Source organism: Streptomyces sp. NPDC096013 (assembly GCF_044763565.1).
GTDB lineage: Bacteria > Actinomycetota > Actinomycetes > Streptomycetales > Streptomycetaceae > Streptomyces.
On the sequence record NZ_JBIWGK010000001.1, the window covers coordinates 442,520 to 459,333 of the forward strand.

A 16,814-nucleotide genomic window follows, 5' to 3' on the forward strand; every position below is an offset into this window, starting at 1 on the left:
TGGGGAGTCGGGGCAGCCGGGTGGCCGCGGCTCCGGCGATGAGCGCGGTGCGTCGGGTGGGTTGTCCGGGGTTCACGCGCCGGTGCCTCCTTGTGGGGTGGGAAGTACCTGGCCGGGAGTGACGACTTCGGTGATGCCGCGCGCGCCGAGGTGTTCCTTGTCGTCCGCGCGCACGTCGAGGACGGTCGTCGGACGGGCGCCGTCGGCGACGAGCCGGAAGTAGGCGTCGAAGACCGGTCCGCCCGGAGCGCAGCCCGAGCGGACCGACGGATCGGCGGGCACGACGAGGGCCGTGGTGCGGGTGGCGGGCGTGTACGCGGGCTCGCGGGCCGCCTCGGCAAGGACCAGAGCGATGTCCTTGGCCTGCCGGTAGTTGGTCAACAGGCCGAGCCCGTATTCGAGTTCGGGGAAGTCGGCGAGGTCGCGGGAGACGTCGTGCGAGCACCACCAGGTGATGCCCCACAGGTCGGGGCAGTCGAGGGCGTTGGCGATCGTCGCGGAGGCGAAGCCGGCCGCGTGCTCGGCGGGGACGAGCGGTTGCGGGGCGCCGACCTCCTGGAGCCACACGGGCCGGTGCGGTTCCCCGGCCCACGCCTTGCTCAGCTCGATCAGGTACGCGGCGTGGTGCTCTGAAGGGACCGAACTCCGGCCGTGGCGTTGGGCGGTGCCGTTGAAGACCCAGGAGTGCACGGCGGTCATCGCGCCGTGCCGGGCGGCCTGCGCCGGGGTGAACGGCATGTCGTCCTGGTACCAGGTCGCGTCGTACTCGGCGTGCAGATGCGGCTTGCCGGGCGCCCCCTCCGCGCAGGCCGCGAGCATCCGCGTCAGCCAGGCGTCGATCTGGTCCTCCGTCGCCCGGTCGGGGTCCGGATGCGGGCCGGCCGAGAACTGGTTGACCTCGTTGCCGAGGGTCATGCCGACGAAGTGGGGGTGGTCGGCGAGGGCGGCGGCGAGCGTGCGCAGGTAGGCGGCCTGGCCGTCGAGGACGTCCGGGTCGGTGAAGAGGTTGCGCCGGTGCCAGGTGCGGGTCCAGGCGGGCAGGTAGTCGAAGCTGCTCAAGTGCCCTTGCAGGCCGTCCACGTTGACGTCGAGCCCGCGCTCACCGGCCGCGTCGACCAGCTCGACCAGCTGTTCCACGGCCTTCGTCCGGATCAGGGTCCGGTTGGGCTGGAAGTACGGCCAGAGCGGGAAGACGCGGATGTGGTCGAGGCCCAGCTCGGCGATCGAGTCGAGGTCGGCGCGTACGGAGTCGAGGTCGAAGTCGAGCCAGTGGTGGAACCACCCTTGGCTGGGCGTGTAGTTGACGCCGAAGCGCACGGCAGAAGACATCGGGTTCCTGGTTCTGTAGTGCGTACCTGAATGCGGTGTACGTCAGCCCTTGACGGCGCCTTCGCCCACGCCCCGGAAGAAGTACCGCTGGAGACAGGCGAAGAGGGCGATCAGTGGTGCCACGGCGATGACCGTGCCGGCGGCGACCAGGCGTTCGTCGTTGGCGAAGGTGCCGTGCAGATAGTTGAGGCCGATGGTGAGAGTGAACTTGGACGGGTCGCTGAGCACGATGAGCGGCCACAGGAAGTCGTCCCAGGCACCCATGAAGGCGAAGATCGCGACGACGGCGATGGTGCCCTTCACGGACGGCAGCGCGATCCGCAGGAACCGCTGCCACACGTTGGCGCCGTCGACGAAGGCCGCTTCCTCTATCTCGTAGGGGAGGTTGAGGAAGGCGTTGCGCATCAGCAGGACGTTCATAGCGCCGATGCAGCCGGGGAGGACCACGCCGATCAGGGTGTTGTTCAGGCCCAGCTCCCGCATGGTGGTGAACTGGGCGATGATGATGCCCTCCACCGGCACGAGCACCGCGAGGATGAAGACGAGGGTGGCGACGCGGCGGCCCCGGTAGCGCAGCCGGGCCAGCGCATAGCCCGCGAGGGCCGAACCGACGCAGTTCGTCACGACGTTGCCGGCGGCGACCTTCAGCGAGTTGAAGGCGTAGTCCCAGACGGGGATGGTGTCGGCGACCCGCTTGTAGTTGTGCAGCGTGGGGTGTTCGGGCAGGAAGGTCGGGGGCGAGCTGTAGATGTCCTCGGTCGGGCCCTTGAGCGAGGTGGAGAGCTGCCACACGAAGGGGCCGACGGTGATGGCGAGAACGATCAGCAACAGGACGTAGCGCAGGGCGAGTTCCCAGACGCGGATGCGGCGGCCGTGCTCGTCGGTGATGCGGGGTTCGCGAACAGCCGTCTCCTGGACGGGCCGTGTGCGCTCGATGACGCTCAAGCGTCCTCCTTCCGGTCGGCCCGCAGCACGAGCAGCATCAGAGCGACGGTGACGACGAAGACGACGACCGAGAGCGCGGACGCGTAGCCGACCCGGCCGGTGAGGCCGGTGCCGGTGCGCTGCACGAGCATCACGAGGGTGGTGTCCTCGCCGGCCGGTCCGCCGCTGGGGCCCGCCATCAGGTAGACCTCGGAGAACACCTTGAAGGCGGCGACCGAGGACAGGGCCCCGACGAGGACCATGGTGGAGCGGACGGCGGGCACGGTCACCGTGAAGAAGCGGCGCACCGCACCCGCGCCGTCCACCGAGGCGGCCTCGTGCAGTTCGCGCGGGACGCCGGCGAGCGCCGCCAGGTAAATGATCATGTAGTAGCCGAGGCCCTTCCAGACCGTGACCGCCATGGCGCTCAGCAGCAGCAGCCACTGGTCGCTGAGGAACCCGACCTTGCCGACCCCGATCGTCTCCAACAGCGAGTTGACCAGGCCGCGTTCGTCCAGCAGCCACACCCAGATCAGTCCGACGACGACGATCGAGGCGACGACAGGGGTGTAGAACGCGGACCGGAAGAAGGTGATGCCGGGGATGTTCTTCTGCACCAACAGGGCGAGCAGCAGCGGGAGTACGACGAGTGCGGGCACCACCCCGACGATGTACAGGGTGCTGTTGCGCAGGCCGGTCCAGAACATGTCGTCGTGCCACAGCTCGCGGAAGTTGGCGAAGCCCACGAAGTGGCCGGGGATCAGGGTGCGCCGGTCCGTGAAGGAGTTGATCACGGTGGAGGCGAAGGGGTAGAGCACGAAGGCGCCGACGATCAGCAGCCCGGGTGCGGCGAACAGCCAGGGGCTGGTGGGCAGTTGGCGCCGCACGCGGGACACGTCGGCCATGGCTTCCTCAGCCCTCCTGCTGGAGCAGCGTGTCGCACGCCTTGACAGCGTTGTCGAGAGCCGTCTTGGGGCTCTCCTTGCCCTGAAGCGCCTTGGCGACCTCGTTGCGCAGCGCGGTCTTCATCTGCTCGCTGAACAGCACCGGCGTGTAATTGACCGCGCTCTTCAGGGACTTGGCGGCGGCGATCCGCACCCGCGTCTCGTCGGTGCCGTCCTCCTTGGTGAAGTACGGGTCGTCGAGGGAACCGGCGGTGCTCGGGAAGATGGCGACCTTCTTCGCGAACGACATCTGCTGCTCGGCGTCGGTGACGTAGTGCGCGAAGGCGACGGCGGCGGGCGTGTGCTTGGTCCTGGAGTTCACCATCACACCCATCACGTACATGTTGACGTGGCCGGTGCTGGTGATCTGGTCGGTGATGCCGATGTTCTTGTACAGGGTCGGTGCCTGCTTCTTGAAGTTGTCGAGGTCCAGTGCGCTGCCGGGGTTCATGGCGACGGCGCCGGTGAGGAACTTCTTGCCGGACGACTCGGGGGTGGCGGTGAGCGCCTGCGGGTCCAGGGCCTTCGCGTCGTACAACTCCTTGTACTTGGTGAGGAGTTGTACGCCCTTCGCGTCGTTGAAGGCGAAGGCGGTGCCGGCTTTGTTCATCAGCTCGACGCCGTAGCGGCCGAAGTCCTCGACGGTGGGGACGTTGGCGAGGGTGGCGACCTTGCCGTCGGTCTTCTTCGCCAGCTGGAGGGCCTGGGCGAAGAGTTCGTCGTACGTCTTCGGCGGCTGGTCGGCGTTGAGTCCGGCCTGCTTGAAGAGGGACTTGTTGTAGAAGAGGGGGCCGGTGTTGAGGTACCAGGGGAAGGCGTAGGTGCCGGTCATGCCCGGTATCTCGTGGCTGGCCCACGCGCCGGGCAGGTACTCGCTCCGGTACTTCGCGGCCGACTTGTCGAGGTCGAGTGCGAGGCCCGCCTTGGCGAGCGGGGCGACGAGGTCCGGGGAGACGTTGACGACGTCGGGCAGGGTGCCGCCGGCGGCGTCCGCGCTGATCTTGTCGGCGTAGCCCTCGGCGGGCTGGTCGATCCACTTCACGTGGGTGCCGGGGTACTGCTTCTCGAAGCCGGAGATCACGCCCTCGAAGTACGACTTGAAGTTGGCGCGGAGGTTCCAGGTCTGGAAGGTGATGTCGCCTTCGACCTTGCCCGAGGCGTCGGTCGAACCACCATCGTCTCCCCCGGAACCGCAGGCGCTCAGCGGCATGAGGACTACGGCGGCGGCAGCGGCGGCGAAGGCTCTGCGGGAGATGCGCACGGCGAGTGGCTCCTTTGCCGGTGGGGTTGGCTGATCGTGCCGGGGCAGACCTTGCACGGTGTTCACGGGGCTCGTCAATGGATTCCACTCAGCTAAATTCATTAGTTGGCCTGATCCGGACAACGTCACTGGTCAGCGAGGTGTGTTCGCATTCTTGCGGTGGATCACTAATGCGCTTTAGGGTGTGTGGACTCAAGCGCATTAGTGCGCGGCACCGACGGAATGGAGACCGGGCTTGTCAGGCAAGCGGTCGCCCGCGCGCCGGCCGACGATGAAGGACATCGCGCAGCGCGCCGGCGTGTCCGAGAGCGCGGTCTCCTTCGCGCTGAACGGCCGGCCCGGCGTCTCCGAGATCACCCGCGACCGGGTGCGCCGGGTCGCGGAGCAACTGGGCTGGCGGCCCAGCACGGCGGCACGGGCGCTGTCCGGCGAGGGCGCGGCGACGGTCGGTTTCGTGCTGGCCCGCCCCGCGGAGACCCTCGGCGTCGACTCGTTCTTCCTCCAGCTCGTCTCGGGCATCCAGGAGGTGCTGGCCGAGCGTCATCTCGGTCTGCTCTTCCAGATGGCCGAGGACGTCGACGACGAGTGCGCGGTCTACCGCCGCTGGTGGGCCGAACACCGTGTGGACGGCGTCCTGGTGGCCGATCCGCGCACCGCCGACCCGCGGCCCGACCTCCTTGAGGAACTCGGCCTGCCCGCCGTGGTGATCGGCGGCGCGCCCGACGAACACCACCCCGGGCTGTCGACGGTGTGGGCCGACGACGCGGGCGCGATGGCGTCGGTCGTCGACGAGTTGTACGCGCGCGGTCACCGCCGTATCGCGCACATCGCGGGACTGCCCGGCCTCGCGCACACCGAGCGCCGCATCCGCGCCCTGCGCGCCGAGGCCGCCCGCCGCGGGCTGACCGAGGTCCACTCGGTGACCACCGACTACTCGGACGCGGCGGGCGCCGCCGTCACCCGCCGGATCCTCGACGTCGCCTCTCCCCCCACGGCGTTGATCTACGACAACGACGTGATGGCCGTCGCCGGAGTGGCCGCCGCGGCCGAACTCGGCCGCTCCGTACCGGCGGACGTGTCGGTGGTCGCCTGGGAGGACTCCGCGCTGTGCCGCATGGTCCGGCCGTGGCTGTCGGCGCTGTCCCGGGACAGCGTGGAGTTCGGGCGCACGGCGGCACGGGAGTTGACGGCTCTGCTGGACGGCGGTCCGGCGCGCACGGTGCGGGTGCCGGTGCCGCGACTGATCGAGCGGGACAGCACGGGTCCCGCGCGGGCCTGAGTGTGCCGTAGCTCCCGGTTCGAGTCCGAATCGCCGGACACCGCCGGGTACTTCGTGTGAGGCTTTGCCCATGACCTCCGAAGACCCGCTGGCCGACCGGCTCCAGCTCGACCGGCCGCACTCCGCCCGTGTGTGGAACTTCCTCCTGGGCGGCAAGGACAACTACGCCGCGGACCGCGAGGCCGGCGAAATGATCGTCCAGATGTTCCCGGACATCGCGCTCCTCGCCCGCCTCCAACGCCGGTTCCTGGTAAAGGCGGTGCGCTACCTCGCCGAGGAGGCGGGCATCCGCCAGTTCCTCGACATCGGGACGGGCCTGCCCACCGTCGACAACACGCACGAGGTCGCGCAGCGCATCGCGCCCGAGAGCCGCATCGTGTACGTCGACAACGACCCGCTGGTGCTGGTGCACGCGCAGGCGCTGCTCACCAGCACCCCGGAAGGCGCCTGCGCCTACCTCGAAGCGGATGTGCGCGATCCCGAGCGGATTCTCGAAGTCGCCGCGAAGACACTGGACTTCAGCCGGCCGATCGCGTTGACGATGCTCGGCATCCTGGGCCAGATCCCGGACTCGGACGAGCCCGAGGCCGTCGTGAGCCGTTTCCTGGAAGCCCTGCCGCCGGGCAGCTACCTGGCGCTGAGCGACGGCACGGACACCAACGCCGCGCTGAACCAGGCGATTTCGGTGTACAACGCCAACTCCGCCAGCTCCTACCACCTGCGCGGCCCCGAGCGGATCGAGGCGTTCTTCACGGGCCTGGAGGTCATCGAGCCCGGCATCGTGCCCACCTCGCAGTGGCACCCGGAGCCCGTCGACGTGGGCCGTGACCCGTCCGACGTGGACGCGATCTGCGGGATCGGCCGCAAGACCTGAGCGACAACACGCGTGAGGGGCACCGGAGTCACCGGTGCCCCTCTTCGCTGTGGGTCTCTGCGGGCCGACGCCCGGCGTCAGATCCGGAACAGCGCCCAGACCGTCTTCCCGCCGCTCGCCCGCAGGCACCAGCCCCACGACTCGCTCAGCGCGGACACCACTTGGAGCCCGCGCCCGGATTCCGCGAACTCGTCGGGGTGACCCTCCACGGGTACGCGGTCACTGTCGTCGGTCACGGCGCACACCGCGTACGGCAGCCGGTCCCACACCGCGACCCACAGTGAAGGCTGGGGCTCGGCAAGGGAGTTGGGCGCCCGGCCGTAGCGCAGCGCGTTGCTCACCAGCTCCGACACGGTGACCGCCACGTCGTCGAGGACTTCGTCGCCGGTCCGGTCGGCCAGTGTCGTGCGCGTGAACTCCCGTGCCACATGGGCGGATCGGGGCAGCGGCGGCACGACCAGGACGGAACAGAGCGCGGGGTCGCGCCCGTCCCCGGCGGCGGGGACCAGGGTGATGGTCCGTCCCGGCTCGGGCGGGCCGGCCTGATCGACGGCCCGGCACAGCCACTCCCAAGTCCCCTCGATCCGCAGGGTGTCGACCGGTCGTACGACTTGCTCTGCGGACATCGCGACCCCTGAGACCCCTGGGAAGAGAACAACTGCGCGGCTGAACCTGTCCGGAGCATCGTCCTCCGGCTGCCCCTGCGAACGCAAGTGCATCGGCAATTGCCGCTGCAATTGCAGACGATCTTGCAAGCGGTCCGGGTGAGGGCTATCGTCCTCGGCACCACCAAGGGATGCAATGGAAGCTGCAATTGCATCCGATCTTCCGGGGGAGCGATGAGGCGTCAGATCGAGCACGAGAACGGCATGTCGGCGACTCTGCTGAGCGGCGCCCAGTGGCGCAAGAGCCACCACAGCAACCCCGAGGGCAACTGCGTCGAACTGGCCGCGCTCTCCGACGGTCATGTCGCCGTACGCAACTCGCGCCATCCCGAAGGTCCGGCGCTCGTCTACACCAGCGCCGAGATCTCCGCGTTCGTCCGCGGTGTGAAGGACGGCGACTTCGACGGCCTACTCCCCGGCCGCTGAGGTCAGGCGAACCCGCGGACTTGCCGGAAGGTGCCGGACACAGGCCGGCACCTTCCGGCTCCTCACTCCCCGCAGTTATCCGGAACCTCGGTGCTACGATCCTCTTTTGAGTCCCGAAAACTTGCGGACGGTGTCGGCGCGACCGCCGAGGGGATGAACATGACGTCAGCTCAACCGGAATACGCTCCCTCGGGTTCGGATGTCCTGAGCCTTCAGCGCGGCGGTCCGACCGTCCAGCGCATCATGCTGGGCACCCGCCTGCGCCGCCTGCGGGAGTCCCTCAACATCACCCGGGACACGGCCGCTTCGGCGATACGCGCCTCCGACGCCAAGCTCTGCCGGATGGAACTGGGCCGCGTCGGCTTCAAGGAGCGTGACGTCGCCGACCTGTTGACCCTGTACGGCCTCCAGGACCCGGACGTGCGCCAGGAGTTCCTGGACTCGGCCCGCCGCGCCAACGAACCCGGCTGGTGGCGTGCGTACGGCGACGCCTTCCCGACCTGGTTCGAGCAGCACCTGGGTCTGGAGGAGGCCACCTCCCTGATCCGCACGTACGAAGTCCAGTTCATCCCCGGCCTGTTGCAGACCGCCGCGTACGCCGAGGCCGTCATCCGGCTCGGGCGTCCCGTCGACACCCCGGACTCGATCCAGCGCCGCGTCGAACTCCGCATGACCCGGCAGGAGTTGCTCACCAGGCCCGGTGCGCCGAAGCTCTGGGTCGTGGTGGACGAGGCCGCGCTGCGCCGTCCGCTCGGCGGGACGGAGGTGATGCGCGGGCAGCTGCGCCATCTCATCGAGACCTCGGCGCTGCCGAACGTCACGCTTCAGGTGCTGCCGTTCCACGTGGGCGGCCATGCCGCCGCCGGCGGTCCGATCACCGTGCTGCGCTTCCCGGTGCCGGACCTGCCGGACATCGTCTATCTCGAACAGCTCACCAGCGCCCTCTACTTGGACAAGCCCGACGAGGTCGACCGTTACCTCGCGGTCATGGACCGGCTGAGCCTGGTGGCCTCGCCGGCCCCCGAGTCGGTGGAGTTCCTGGAGAAGCTCCTCAAGGACATGTGAGGACGGGCGGGCCCCGGCCGCTCAGACCCGCGACCGGTACAGCCCGAACTCCGCGATCCTCACGGTGTCCCGGGCCGCCGTCACCCGGACCCGCCACCGCCGGGCGCGCACCGGCGCGGCCAGCAGCAGGATGCGGCTCGCGCCGATCGTCCCGGCACGGGTGACCTCCGTCCACGCCCCGCCGATGTACGCCTCGACGACGAAAGCCTCAACCTGCTGGCCGTGGCGGGCGGTGTCCTCCGCCAACCGGACGCGGTCCACGGCCCGTTCGGTACCGAGGTCGACGGTGACCCGGCCGGGCGCGAGCGTCGTCCGGGCACCGCGCGCCAGGTCCTCGGGCAGCTCCCGGTCCACCCGCTCACGGAACTCCCGCAGGCGTGCCACGTCCCGGGCCGCCAGCACGCCGTCCGTGTCCGGCGGCACATTGAGCAGCAGCACCGCGTTGCGGCCGACCGACCCGAAGTAGATGCCGATCAATTCGTCGACGCTCTTGGGGAGTTGGTCCGGGTGGTAGAACCAGCCGTCGTGGATCGACACATCGCACTCGGCGGGCCACCACTGGAGGTAGTCGGTGTCCGGCAGCGCCGAGACGAGTGCGCTCCGGCTGCCCTCGTCGGGGGTGTCGTACGACAACGCCCAGTCGGTGCGCCCGTACTGCTCCTCCTTCACCGGCAGGACGCTCCACTCGTCCTCCCGCGCGGTGCCGCCCTCGTTGCCGACCCACCGCACGTCCGGTCCCGTCACGGCGATCGCCGCGTCCGGAGCCAGTGATCCGACCAGCGTGTACCAGCTGTCCCAGTCGTAGTCCTCGACCTGGCCGGGCGGGATGCGGCCCTGGGCGCCGTCGAACCAGACCTCGTCGATCGGACCGTACTCGGTCAGCACTTCGTAGAGGGTGTTGAGCATGTGGGCGCCGTAGTCGGTGGCGTCCAGGGTGAAGAAGGCGTCCGGGGAGCGGTCGTCGCCGTCGACGAGGGCCGGGATCGTGCGGGCGGTGCGGGCACTGCCGTTGGCGTAGACGCCATGGAGGTACTGGTTCTCGTCGGCGGGCGAGAGATAGACGCCGGCCTTGAGGCCGTACCGCCGCATGCTGTCGGCGAAGGCACGCAGTACGTCGCCCTGACCCGCACGCCAACTGCTGTACGCGACCGTGTGGTCGGTGTAGCGGGAGGGGTAGAGGACGAAGCCGTCGTGGTGCTTGACGGTGAGGATGGCGAGCTGGAAGCCGCCGTCGCGCAGGGCGCGGGCCCACTGATCGGTGTCGAGGCCGGCCGGCTGGAACACGTCCGGGTCCTCGTCGCCGGTCCCCCACTCCAGGCCGGTGAAGGTGTTCACGCCGAAGTGCAGGAACGCGGTCCGCTCCAGCCGCTGCCAGGCCACCTGCCGTGCGGTGGGCCGGACGCGGGAGGCCTTGCGGACGAGGTCGGCCTCGGTGTCGTCGGGGCTGACGGGGATGCGATAACGGGAGTCGGCGGACGGGGGCCGGGGTGCCGCGAGGGCGGAATCCGTGGCGGCACCGGTCGCGGCGAGCGCGGTGGCCGAGAGGACGAAGAGGCGCCGGGAGAGGGCCATGGGGGGTGGGACTCCTCTGGTCGGTCAGTGGGCGGTCAGGTGCCAGACGGCGGGCCGTTGCTGGTCAGGCGGGTACTGCACGAGGCCGCCGTCGTCCGCGACGCTCAGCGCCATCCGTGTGATGGCGTTCACGAGCCGGTAGCCGCCCGCCGCGGACTCCACCTCCCAGCGCTGCATGGTGTTCGTGGCGGCGCAGGGCTGCGGAGTCGCCGAGACTCCGGGCTGGAGCGGCACGTTGAGGGTGAGCTTGCCGCCCCGCACCTCGAGGCAGCCGTCGGCGGTCCGCACGGTCGCGTAGCCGTCCGGGGTGCGCTGCACGGTGGCGTCGAAGGAGGTGCCGCCCGCCGTCCGGAAGGTGTATGTCCCGTCCGCGACCGGCACCCGGGTCAGGTCCCGCCGTCCGGGTGCGTGCCCGACTGCCGTGCCCCGTGCGGTGAATGCCGCGTACGTGGCGTCGGGATGCGGGTCGCCCCAGGTGACCTGGGCGAGGTGGCGGAGGGCGGGCTCGGTGTCGGCCGTGACCTCGTTCTCGGTCTCGCCGCGGCCGTTGTCGGGCCAGAGGCTGATCTTCGCGCCGGTGACGCCGTCGCTGGAGGTGAGCTTCTCGCCCTCGAAGCTGCGCGGGTCCCAGCTCTGGTCGTAGAGCGCCTCGGTGTCGCTGTGGAAGCCGCCGCGGACGAGGTAGAGGGAGTAGGCCGCGTTCATCAACGGGTAGCCCTGGGCGATGAGTTCGCTGGGTTTCTCGGTGACGTCGAGCCAGTGCTCGACCGTCGTGCCGGGCGCCACCGGGACGGTGTGGGCGCCGGTGAGTCCGTCGTTCCAGATGCGCAGCTTCCTGCCCTTGCTCGCGGCGTACGCCTGGACGCGGTTGATGAAGTCGATGTAGGCGTCCTGCGGGGTGGCGTTCGCGCCGTACTTCTCCTGGGCGTAGCGCAGCATCTGCGGGTACTTGGAGTAGTCGGAGCCGAGCATGTACTCATCGGCGCCCATGTGCCAGGACGACGCGGTGAAGACCCGCGCGTACTCGTCCATCAGGCTCGTGTAGTAGGCGAAGGCCGCCGGTTGCGTGACGTCGAGCCGGGCGGGCTGCTTGGTGCCGTCGCTGTCGGTGAGCTGGAGATCGGGGCGGTTCTCTATCCACGGGTCCATGTGGCCCGGGGAGTTGATCTCCGGGATGATCTCGACGTGGTACTTGTCGCCGAGCGCGACGAGGCGGCGCATCTCGTCCGGGGTGTAGTAGCCCCAGGTGTTCGCCTCGGGGTGCGCGGCGCTCTTCACCTTGAGTTCCAGGAGCAGTTGATCGAGCTTGTGGTACGCCATCTCGCGCACCAGGTTCTCCAGCCAGGGCAGGGAGATGTGGACGTAGCAGGCGCAGACGCCGACTCCGCGTTCCTTGTAGCGCGGGATGTCGACCGTGCGTCCCGCGGGGATGTGGTCGCCCTGCGCGAGGAGTTGGAGGAGGGACCGGGTGCCGTAGAAGGCGCCGGTCTCGGTCGCGCCGGTCACCGACAGCCGCGCTCCCGACCGGAGTTCGTAGCCCTGCGCGCCCAGCGAACGCCGGGTGGAACGGACATGGATCACGATGTCGCCGGGCCGGTCGGCACCGCCGCCGCGCACCACGGGCACCGCTCCGTGACCGGCCGCCTTCAGGTCGTCGGCGAGGGTGTCGGCGACCCTGCGCTCGCTCATGCTGTCGGCCACGAGCCGGGTCCCGGGACGGAAGTCGTAACTCCCGCTTTCCGGTGTCCAGTTGGAGAGTGCGGGCACGGTGACCGGCACCGCCCGCTCCTGCCGCGCCCCGGCCGCCGACGCGGGTGCCGGTACCGCGAGCAGTGCGCACACCGCCACGAAGCCGATGAACCGGAACCGTCTCTTCCTGCGCTCAGCCATGCCACTCCACCGGTCGCGAATGATCGGACGACTGATGATTGGACCGCGCTTTGGGGCTGTCAATGGGCACTGGGAGCAGCCCGGTTGGGCCATTGATCGGATGACCAGCAGGTCAGTCGGCACCCTCCCGGTACCGGCCCGCGAAAAGTCCAACAAGACGGCCCCGAATGTCCAAGACCGGCGGCCCTCGGTGTCCCACCGCCAGCGGCCCTGGTCGCCCCGACCGATGGCCCCGGGAATTCCCCACCTGGTCACCCCTCGACGCACCGGCCCGCCCGAGGCACAGTTCTCCCTACATACTCGCGAGTAGTGAGAAGGAGCGCGCCCGTGACCAGCTGGGTCGGCCGTACCGCCGTCGAGATCGCCACCGCCGTACAGGAGAAGCGGGTCACGCCGCGTGAGGTGGTGGCCGAGCATCTCGCGCGGATCGAGCGGCTGGACGGGCGGGTCGGGGCGTTCCGGGTGGTGCGGGCGGAGGCGGCGCTCGCGGAGGCCGACGCGGTGGGCGCGCGGGAGGACCTGGCCCACCTGCCCCTGGCGGGCGTGCCGGTGGCCGTCAAGGACAACCTCCCGGTGACCGGCGAGTCCAACCGGGTCGGGTCCGCCGCGGCCCCGGACACCCCCGCCGACCACGACCACGTCACCGTGGCCCGGCTGCGGGCGGCGGGCGCGATCGTCGTGGGCCTCACCAACGTGCCCGAGCTGTGCATCTTCGGCACGACCGAGGGCGTGCACGGGACCTCCCGCAACCCCTGGGACACCACCCGCACCGCGGGAGGTTCATCGGGCGGCAGTGCGGCCGCCGTGGCCGCGGGCATGGTGCCGATCGCGCTCGGCAACGACGGCATGGGCTCGCTGCGCATCCCGGCGGCCAACTGCGGCCTGGTCACGATCAAGCCGGGGTCCGGGGTCGTACCGGCCGGCATCGGTGACGGCGACTGGTTCGGAATGTCCGAGAACGGACCCCTGGCGACGACCGTCGAGGACGCCCGGCTGATGTTTTCGGTCATCGCGGACATCGAGGTCGTGCGCCCCGACGGGCCGACCCCCCGGAAGATCGCCGCCTCGGTGCGCAGCCCGCTCACGGGAGTGGCCATCAGCAAGCCGTATACAACCGCCGTACGGGAGGCGGCCGGGCTGCTGAAGGGGGCCGGGCACACCGTGCGGCGGGCCGATCCGCCGTATCCGCTCTCCCTGAGCACGACCTCGCTCGCGCACTGGACGGCGGGCACGTCGGTGGACGCGGCGGGGCTTGACCCGCGGAAGCTGACGCGGCGGAGCCGGGTGCACGCGGCGATCGGGCGGCGGTTCGTGGCGGGCGTCCGTACCGGCAGGGCCCGGGAGCAGCTGCGCGAGCGCCTGGCGCCGTTCTTCGCCGAGCACGACATCCTGCTGACGGCCGCGCTGGCCCGCCGCTCCCCCAAGGCCGGGCCGTGGCACGAGCGCGGCTGGCTGCGGAACGTGCTGGCGAACACCAACTACTCGCCGATGACGCCCCCGTGGAACCTCACCGGCTGGCCCGCGATGTCGGTCCCGTTCGGCACCCTGCCCTCCGGGGCGCCCTGCGCCGTACAGCTGGTGGGGCGGCCGGGTACGGAGGCGGCGCTGCTGGAGGTGGCCGAGGAGCTGGAGAAGCTGCGGCCGTGGCAGCGGACCGCGCCGCTGGACGCGTAGGTGTCGCCAGGCGTCCCTACAGGGCGCGGTGCATGACGTGCAGGCCGACGCGGCCGTCGCGGGGATGGTCGTAGGCGTCGGGCACCGTGCCCAGGATCGTGAAGCCGAGGGAGAGCCAGAGGCCGACGGCGGGGTTGGTCTCGACGACGGCGTTGAAGACCATGCCGCGGAAGCCCTGGTCGCGGGCGGCGGTGAGGATGTGTTCGGCGAGGGCGCGGCCGATACCGCGGCCGCCGTGGTCGGGGTCGACCATGAAGCCGGCGTTGGCGATGCGGTCGGCGGGGCCGCCGTAGTTCGGGGTGACGTAGGCCGAGCCGACGACCGTGCCGGTCTCGTCCTCGGCGACATATACGCGCTTCGGGGGGCTCGTCCACAGGGCCCGGGCCGCCTCCTCGGAGGTGTCCCGGGCCCAGGTGTAGGTGTCGCCGGCGGCGACGATCCGGTGCCAGAAAGGCCAGATCCGGGGCCAGTCGTCGGCCTCGGCTTCTCTGATCAGCATGGGCGCGATCCTGCCACGCCCATGCTGTCGGCGATCGCGAAGGGTCCTGTGGGGTCAGTCCACGCTGGGCAGGATGTGGGGCTCGGCGAGGTCGTCCTCGTAGCCCGCGAGTCGGATGGGGGCGGACCGTGCCCACACGGCCAGGCTGCCGAGCTCGTCGGACCGGCGGCCCGCACGCTCCGTGTGTTCCTTGGGGCGTTGCTCGCGATTCGTCTTCTCCGGTGTCACCGCGCACTCCTTATGTGTCGGGTCACCCTCGGGGCGCACCGGCCGGTCATCGGTCCGGTACCTGGCCCGCTCGGGCGTGGGTTCAAGGCAGTTCGGACGCGGTGGCGCCGGTTACTCGTGTGAGAGCAGGCCAGTGTGACCGGCTTGCCCCGGGACGGACCATGGGTGTGGGTGGGACCCCTTGTCGCTGTCCGTCCGCCTCAGGTTAACCAAATGAGCGGGCCGCCGCTCGATGGGGCCGAAAACATGGTGTAACCATTGCAAGTCTCCCCGTGTTCTTCGGCCATGACCTGAACCGGTTTGTTACATCATGCGCGGTTTGATGACCCCCCGCATGGCTGAGGCCCGCGCACACCCGAGCGAGAACATGACCTACGTCACTCAAGGCGTCGCGCAGTTCAGGTCCCGTTGGCTGTGCCGAAAGCTCGCCATGATCCCCTGGGGTTCCGCACAGGCTGTCTCGCGGGAGGACTGACGCATGGAGTTGCGCAGCGTCGAGGAGCTGATGGATCTGCTGTACGCCTGTCGGGGCGCCTGGGACACCCCCGACCGGAGCGGTGACCCGGTCGATCTGCACGACCACGCGTTGCAGACGGCCGCGTTGCTGCGCCGAAGCCGCCCGGCCGACAAGGAACTTCAGGTGGCCGGCCTGGTCCACGACATCGGGCATCTGCTGCGGCCCGGCGACGACGCCGGGCACGCGGACCACGCGGCGGACGCCGTCCGCGCCCTCCTCGGCCGGCGCGTCGCCCGGCTCGTCCATCTGCACGTGCCCGCGAAGCGCTACCTCGCCACCTCGTCCCCGGACCGCGACCTCTCCGCCCAGAGCGCCCTGACCCTGCGCGCGCAGGGCGGCCCGATGTCCCCCGCCGAGGCCGCCGCCTTCGAAGGCGACCCGCTCGCCGAGGACGCGGTCACCCTGCGCCAGGCCGACGACGCGGCCAAGGTCGTCGGCCTCGACGCGGGAGTCCTGGAGGACTGGCGCACGGTCCTGGGCATCGTCGCCGCACGGAACTCACATACCCCCAACTCCCGTCTGGGGGCTGTCGACTGACGGTCCGTCATGAGATCGTACGGCGATGACGTCGTCGTACGGTCTGCGGGGCCGGGCCGTTCTGGTCACCGGCGGCACGCGCGGGATCGGGCGTGCCGTGGCCGAGGCGTTCGCCGGGGCCGGGGCGCTGGTGTGCGTGAGCGCGCGGGACGCCGGTGAGGTGGCGCGTACCGCCGAGGAGCTGGGCGGGGTCGGCCTGGCCGGGGACGTCGCCGACCCGGACCATCCGCGGAAGCTGACCGCGTACGCGCTGCGGGCCTTCGGGCGGATCGACGTGCTCGTGAACAACGCGGCGACGAACCAGCCGTACGGCCCGCTGATGGAGGCCGATCCGGACGCGTGGCGGACGGCGTTCACGGTGAACGTCGAGGCGCCGCTGCGGCTGGTGCAGTGCGTGTGGCGGGCGTGGATGCGCGAGCACGGGGGCGCGGTGGTCAACGTGTGCACGGAGGGCGCCGGGCATGTCGGGCCGAACGTGGGGGCGTACTCCACCAGCAAGGCGGCCCTGCTGCACCTCACCCAGCAGCTCGCCGGTGAACTCGCGCCCGGGGTGCGGGTCAACTCCGTCTCCCCCGGGCTCGTCCGCACCGGGATGGCCCGGTTCGTGTGGGAGCCGGGCGAGACGGAACTCGCCGCCGGCCTGCCCCTCGGCCGGATCGGCGAGCCGGCCGACATCGCCCGGGCCGTGCTGTGGCTGGCCTCCGACCAGGCCGAGTGGATCACGGGCGCGGAGCTGCTGGTGGACGGCGGGACGCGGGTCAGGGCGGCGCACACCTCCGGGGGCTCCGGTGGATACGCCGTCCATGACCGGCTGAGGTCGGGCCGGCCGCCTCAGCTGTGACCGCCCGGGTCCCTCACGGGAACAGGGCGATCCCCACGAGGATCAGCAGCACGATCCCGGCGACGAGCGCCGCGGTGGCCCATGTGCCCCGGTGTTTCACCGTGGTCGTGGAGCCGCCGCCGCGCGGCCGGTCCTCCGGTAGTACGCGGTGGGCCGGGCGGTCGCTCGCGTAGAACTCGTCGTCGGTCGGATAGTGGTTGCGCGGGTCGTCGAAGGCCCTCGGATCGACGCCGTGTGTACTGGCCATGAGAACTCCTCGCGCGGTCCTCACCAGGGCCGGGACCCCGAC

General features: G+C 70.4%; 17 protein-coding genes. 7 read left to right on the plus strand and 10 right to left on the minus strand.

All coding sequences use genetic code 11. The features are described 5' to 3' along the window. Nucleotides 1-72 precede the first annotated feature (72 nt). The 4 genes from ACIRB1_RS02000 to ACIRB1_RS02015 are packed head-to-tail and all read right to left on the minus strand — an operon-like array spanning nucleotide 73 to nucleotide 4,458. Nucleotides 73-1,317: a glycosyl hydrolase gene (locus ACIRB1_RS02000; RefSeq protein ID WP_403464880.1), complete on the minus strand. Its 1,245-nt coding sequence runs from the start codon at nucleotides 1,315-1,317 to the stop codon at nucleotides 73-75. A 54-nt stretch (nucleotides 1,318-1,371) separates the two neighbouring features. Continuing rightward, nucleotides 1,372-2,274, minus strand: a complete 903-nt coding sequence (locus ACIRB1_RS02005) for a carbohydrate ABC transporter permease (RefSeq protein WP_403464242.1) — start codon at nucleotides 2,272-2,274, stop codon at nucleotides 1,372-1,374. Further along, entirely contained in the window at nucleotides 2,271-3,158 is an 888-nt protein-coding gene (locus tag ACIRB1_RS02010) for a sugar ABC transporter permease (protein ID WP_352181257.1), read from the minus strand. The genes ACIRB1_RS02005 and ACIRB1_RS02010 overlap by 4 nt, the downstream gene beginning before the upstream one ends. 7 nt (nucleotides 3,159-3,165) lie before the next feature. Then, nucleotides 3,166-4,458, minus strand: a complete 1,293-nt coding sequence (locus ACIRB1_RS02015) for an ABC transporter substrate-binding protein (protein ID WP_403464243.1) — start codon at nucleotides 4,456-4,458, stop codon at nucleotides 3,166-3,168. Nucleotides 4,459-4,729: 271 nt separating this feature from the next. On the opposite strand from ACIRB1_RS02015, the gene ACIRB1_RS02020 reads away from it, so the two are divergent. Continuing rightward, nucleotides 4,730-5,737 (plus strand): LacI family DNA-binding transcriptional regulator, encoded by a 1,008-nt coding sequence (locus tag ACIRB1_RS02020; RefSeq protein WP_403464881.1) that lies wholly within the window; start codon nucleotides 4,730-4,732, stop codon nucleotides 5,735-5,737. 70 nt (nucleotides 5,738-5,807) lie between these two features. Continuing rightward, nucleotides 5,808-6,611 carry an SAM-dependent methyltransferase gene (locus ACIRB1_RS02025; protein ID WP_403464244.1) on the plus strand — a complete coding sequence of 268 codons (804 nt, stop codon included), beginning with the start codon at nucleotides 5,808-5,810 and terminating at the stop codon, nucleotides 6,609-6,611. 77 nt (nucleotides 6,612-6,688) lie between these two features. On the opposite strand, the gene ACIRB1_RS02030 is transcribed toward ACIRB1_RS02025, so the two are convergent. Next, entirely contained in the window at nucleotides 6,689-7,237 is a 549-nt protein-coding gene (locus tag ACIRB1_RS02030) for an ATP-binding protein (RefSeq protein ID WP_403464246.1), read from the minus strand. 213 nt (nucleotides 7,238-7,450) lie between these two features. On the opposite strand from ACIRB1_RS02030, the gene ACIRB1_RS02035 reads away from it, so the two are divergent. Further along, entirely contained in the window at nucleotides 7,451-7,702 is a 252-nt protein-coding gene (locus ACIRB1_RS02035) for a DUF397 domain-containing protein (protein ID WP_352181253.1), read from the plus strand. 159 nt (nucleotides 7,703-7,861) lie between these two features. Then, a complete protein-coding gene (locus tag ACIRB1_RS02040) occupies nucleotides 7,862-8,767 on the plus strand; it encodes a helix-turn-helix domain-containing protein (protein ID WP_403464248.1) in 906 nt (301 codons plus the stop codon). A gap of 21 nt (nucleotides 8,768-8,788) precedes the next feature. On the opposite strand, the gene ACIRB1_RS02045 is transcribed toward ACIRB1_RS02040, so the two are convergent. Together ACIRB1_RS02045 and ACIRB1_RS02050 are read right to left on the minus strand one after the other, a co-directional pair. After that, entirely contained in the window at nucleotides 8,789-10,339 is a 1,551-nt protein-coding gene (locus ACIRB1_RS02045; RefSeq protein WP_403464249.1) for an alpha-L-fucosidase, read from the minus strand. Between the two features lie 24 nt (nucleotides 10,340-10,363). Further along, the gene (locus ACIRB1_RS02050) at nucleotides 10,364-12,229 is read right to left on the minus strand and encodes a family 20 glycosylhydrolase (RefSeq protein ID WP_403464250.1); all 1,866 of its coding nucleotides are present in this window, start codon (nucleotides 12,227-12,229) and stop codon (nucleotides 10,364-10,366) included. Between the two features lie 327 nt (nucleotides 12,230-12,556). Here ACIRB1_RS02050 and ACIRB1_RS02055 point away from each other — a divergent pair, with 327 nt between their 5' ends. After that, nucleotides 12,557-13,903, plus strand: a complete 1,347-nt coding sequence (locus ACIRB1_RS02055; RefSeq protein ID WP_403464252.1) for an amidase — start codon at nucleotides 12,557-12,559, stop codon at nucleotides 13,901-13,903. A 16-nt stretch (nucleotides 13,904-13,919) separates the two neighbouring features. Here ACIRB1_RS02055 and ACIRB1_RS02060 read toward each other — a convergent pair whose 3' ends face one another. Continuing rightward, complete coding sequence (locus ACIRB1_RS02060) at nucleotides 13,920-14,402, minus strand: N-acetyltransferase (RefSeq protein ID WP_352181248.1); 483 nt, start codon at nucleotides 14,400-14,402, stop codon at nucleotides 13,920-13,922. A gap of 54 nt (nucleotides 14,403-14,456) precedes the next feature. Beyond that, nucleotides 14,457-14,630: a hypothetical protein gene (locus tag ACIRB1_RS02065; RefSeq protein WP_019057549.1), complete on the minus strand. Its 174-nt coding sequence runs from the start codon at nucleotides 14,628-14,630 to the stop codon at nucleotides 14,457-14,459. A 478-nt stretch (nucleotides 14,631-15,108) separates the two neighbouring features. Here ACIRB1_RS02065 and ACIRB1_RS02070 point away from each other — a divergent pair, with 478 nt between their 5' ends. Next, nucleotides 15,109-15,684: an HD domain-containing protein gene (locus tag ACIRB1_RS02070; protein WP_403464253.1), complete on the plus strand. Its 576-nt coding sequence runs from the start codon at nucleotides 15,109-15,111 to the stop codon at nucleotides 15,682-15,684. A gap of 25 nt (nucleotides 15,685-15,709) precedes the next feature. Continuing rightward, complete coding sequence (locus ACIRB1_RS02075; RefSeq protein ID WP_403464255.1) at nucleotides 15,710-16,525, plus strand: SDR family oxidoreductase; 816 nt, start codon at nucleotides 15,710-15,712, stop codon at nucleotides 16,523-16,525. A 13-nt stretch (nucleotides 16,526-16,538) separates the two neighbouring features. Here the strand turns inward: ACIRB1_RS02075 and ACIRB1_RS02080 are convergent, their stop codons facing one another. Further along, nucleotides 16,539-16,772, minus strand: a complete 234-nt coding sequence (locus ACIRB1_RS02080) for a hypothetical protein (RefSeq protein ID WP_352181245.1) — start codon at nucleotides 16,770-16,772, stop codon at nucleotides 16,539-16,541. Nucleotides 16,773-16,814: the final 42 nt, after the last annotated feature.

Coding starts and splice junctions, on each gene's coding strand:
- ACIRB1_RS02010 (WP_352181257.1), bottom strand. CDS start 3,158: ATGGCCGACGTGTCCCGCGTGCGGCGCCAACTGCCCACCAGCCCCTGG.
- ACIRB1_RS02020 (WP_403464881.1), top strand. CDS start 4,730: ATGAAGGACATCGCGCAGCGCGCCGGCGTGTCCGAGAGCGCGGTCTCC.
- ACIRB1_RS02025 (WP_403464244.1), top strand. CDS start 5,808: ATGACCTCCGAAGACCCGCTGGCCGACCGGCTCCAGCTCGACCGGCCG.
- ACIRB1_RS02030 (WP_403464246.1), bottom strand. CDS start 7,237: ATGTCCGCAGAGCAAGTCGTACGACCGGTCGACACCCTGCGGATCGAG.
- ACIRB1_RS02035 (WP_352181253.1), top strand. CDS start 7,451: ATGAGGCGTCAGATCGAGCACGAGAACGGCATGTCGGCGACTCTGCTG.
- ACIRB1_RS02040 (WP_403464248.1), top strand. CDS start 7,862: ATGACGTCAGCTCAACCGGAATACGCTCCCTCGGGTTCGGATGTCCTG.
- ACIRB1_RS02045 (WP_403464249.1), bottom strand. CDS start 10,339: ATGGCCCTCTCCCGGCGCCTCTTCGTCCTCTCGGCCACCGCGCTCGCC.
- ACIRB1_RS02050 (WP_403464250.1), bottom strand. CDS start 12,229: ATGGCTGAGCGCAGGAAGAGACGGTTCCGGTTCATCGGCTTCGTGGCG.
- ACIRB1_RS02060 (WP_352181248.1), bottom strand. CDS start 14,402: ATGCTGATCAGAGAAGCCGAGGCCGACGACTGGCCCCGGATCTGGCCT.
- ACIRB1_RS02070 (WP_403464253.1), top strand. CDS start 15,109: ATGGAGTTGCGCAGCGTCGAGGAGCTGATGGATCTGCTGTACGCCTGT.
- ACIRB1_RS02075 (WP_403464255.1), top strand. CDS start 15,710: ATGACGTCGTCGTACGGTCTGCGGGGCCGGGCCGTTCTGGTCACCGGC.
- ACIRB1_RS02080 (WP_352181245.1), bottom strand. CDS start 16,772: ATGGCCAGTACACACGGCGTCGATCCGAGGGCCTTCGACGACCCGCGC.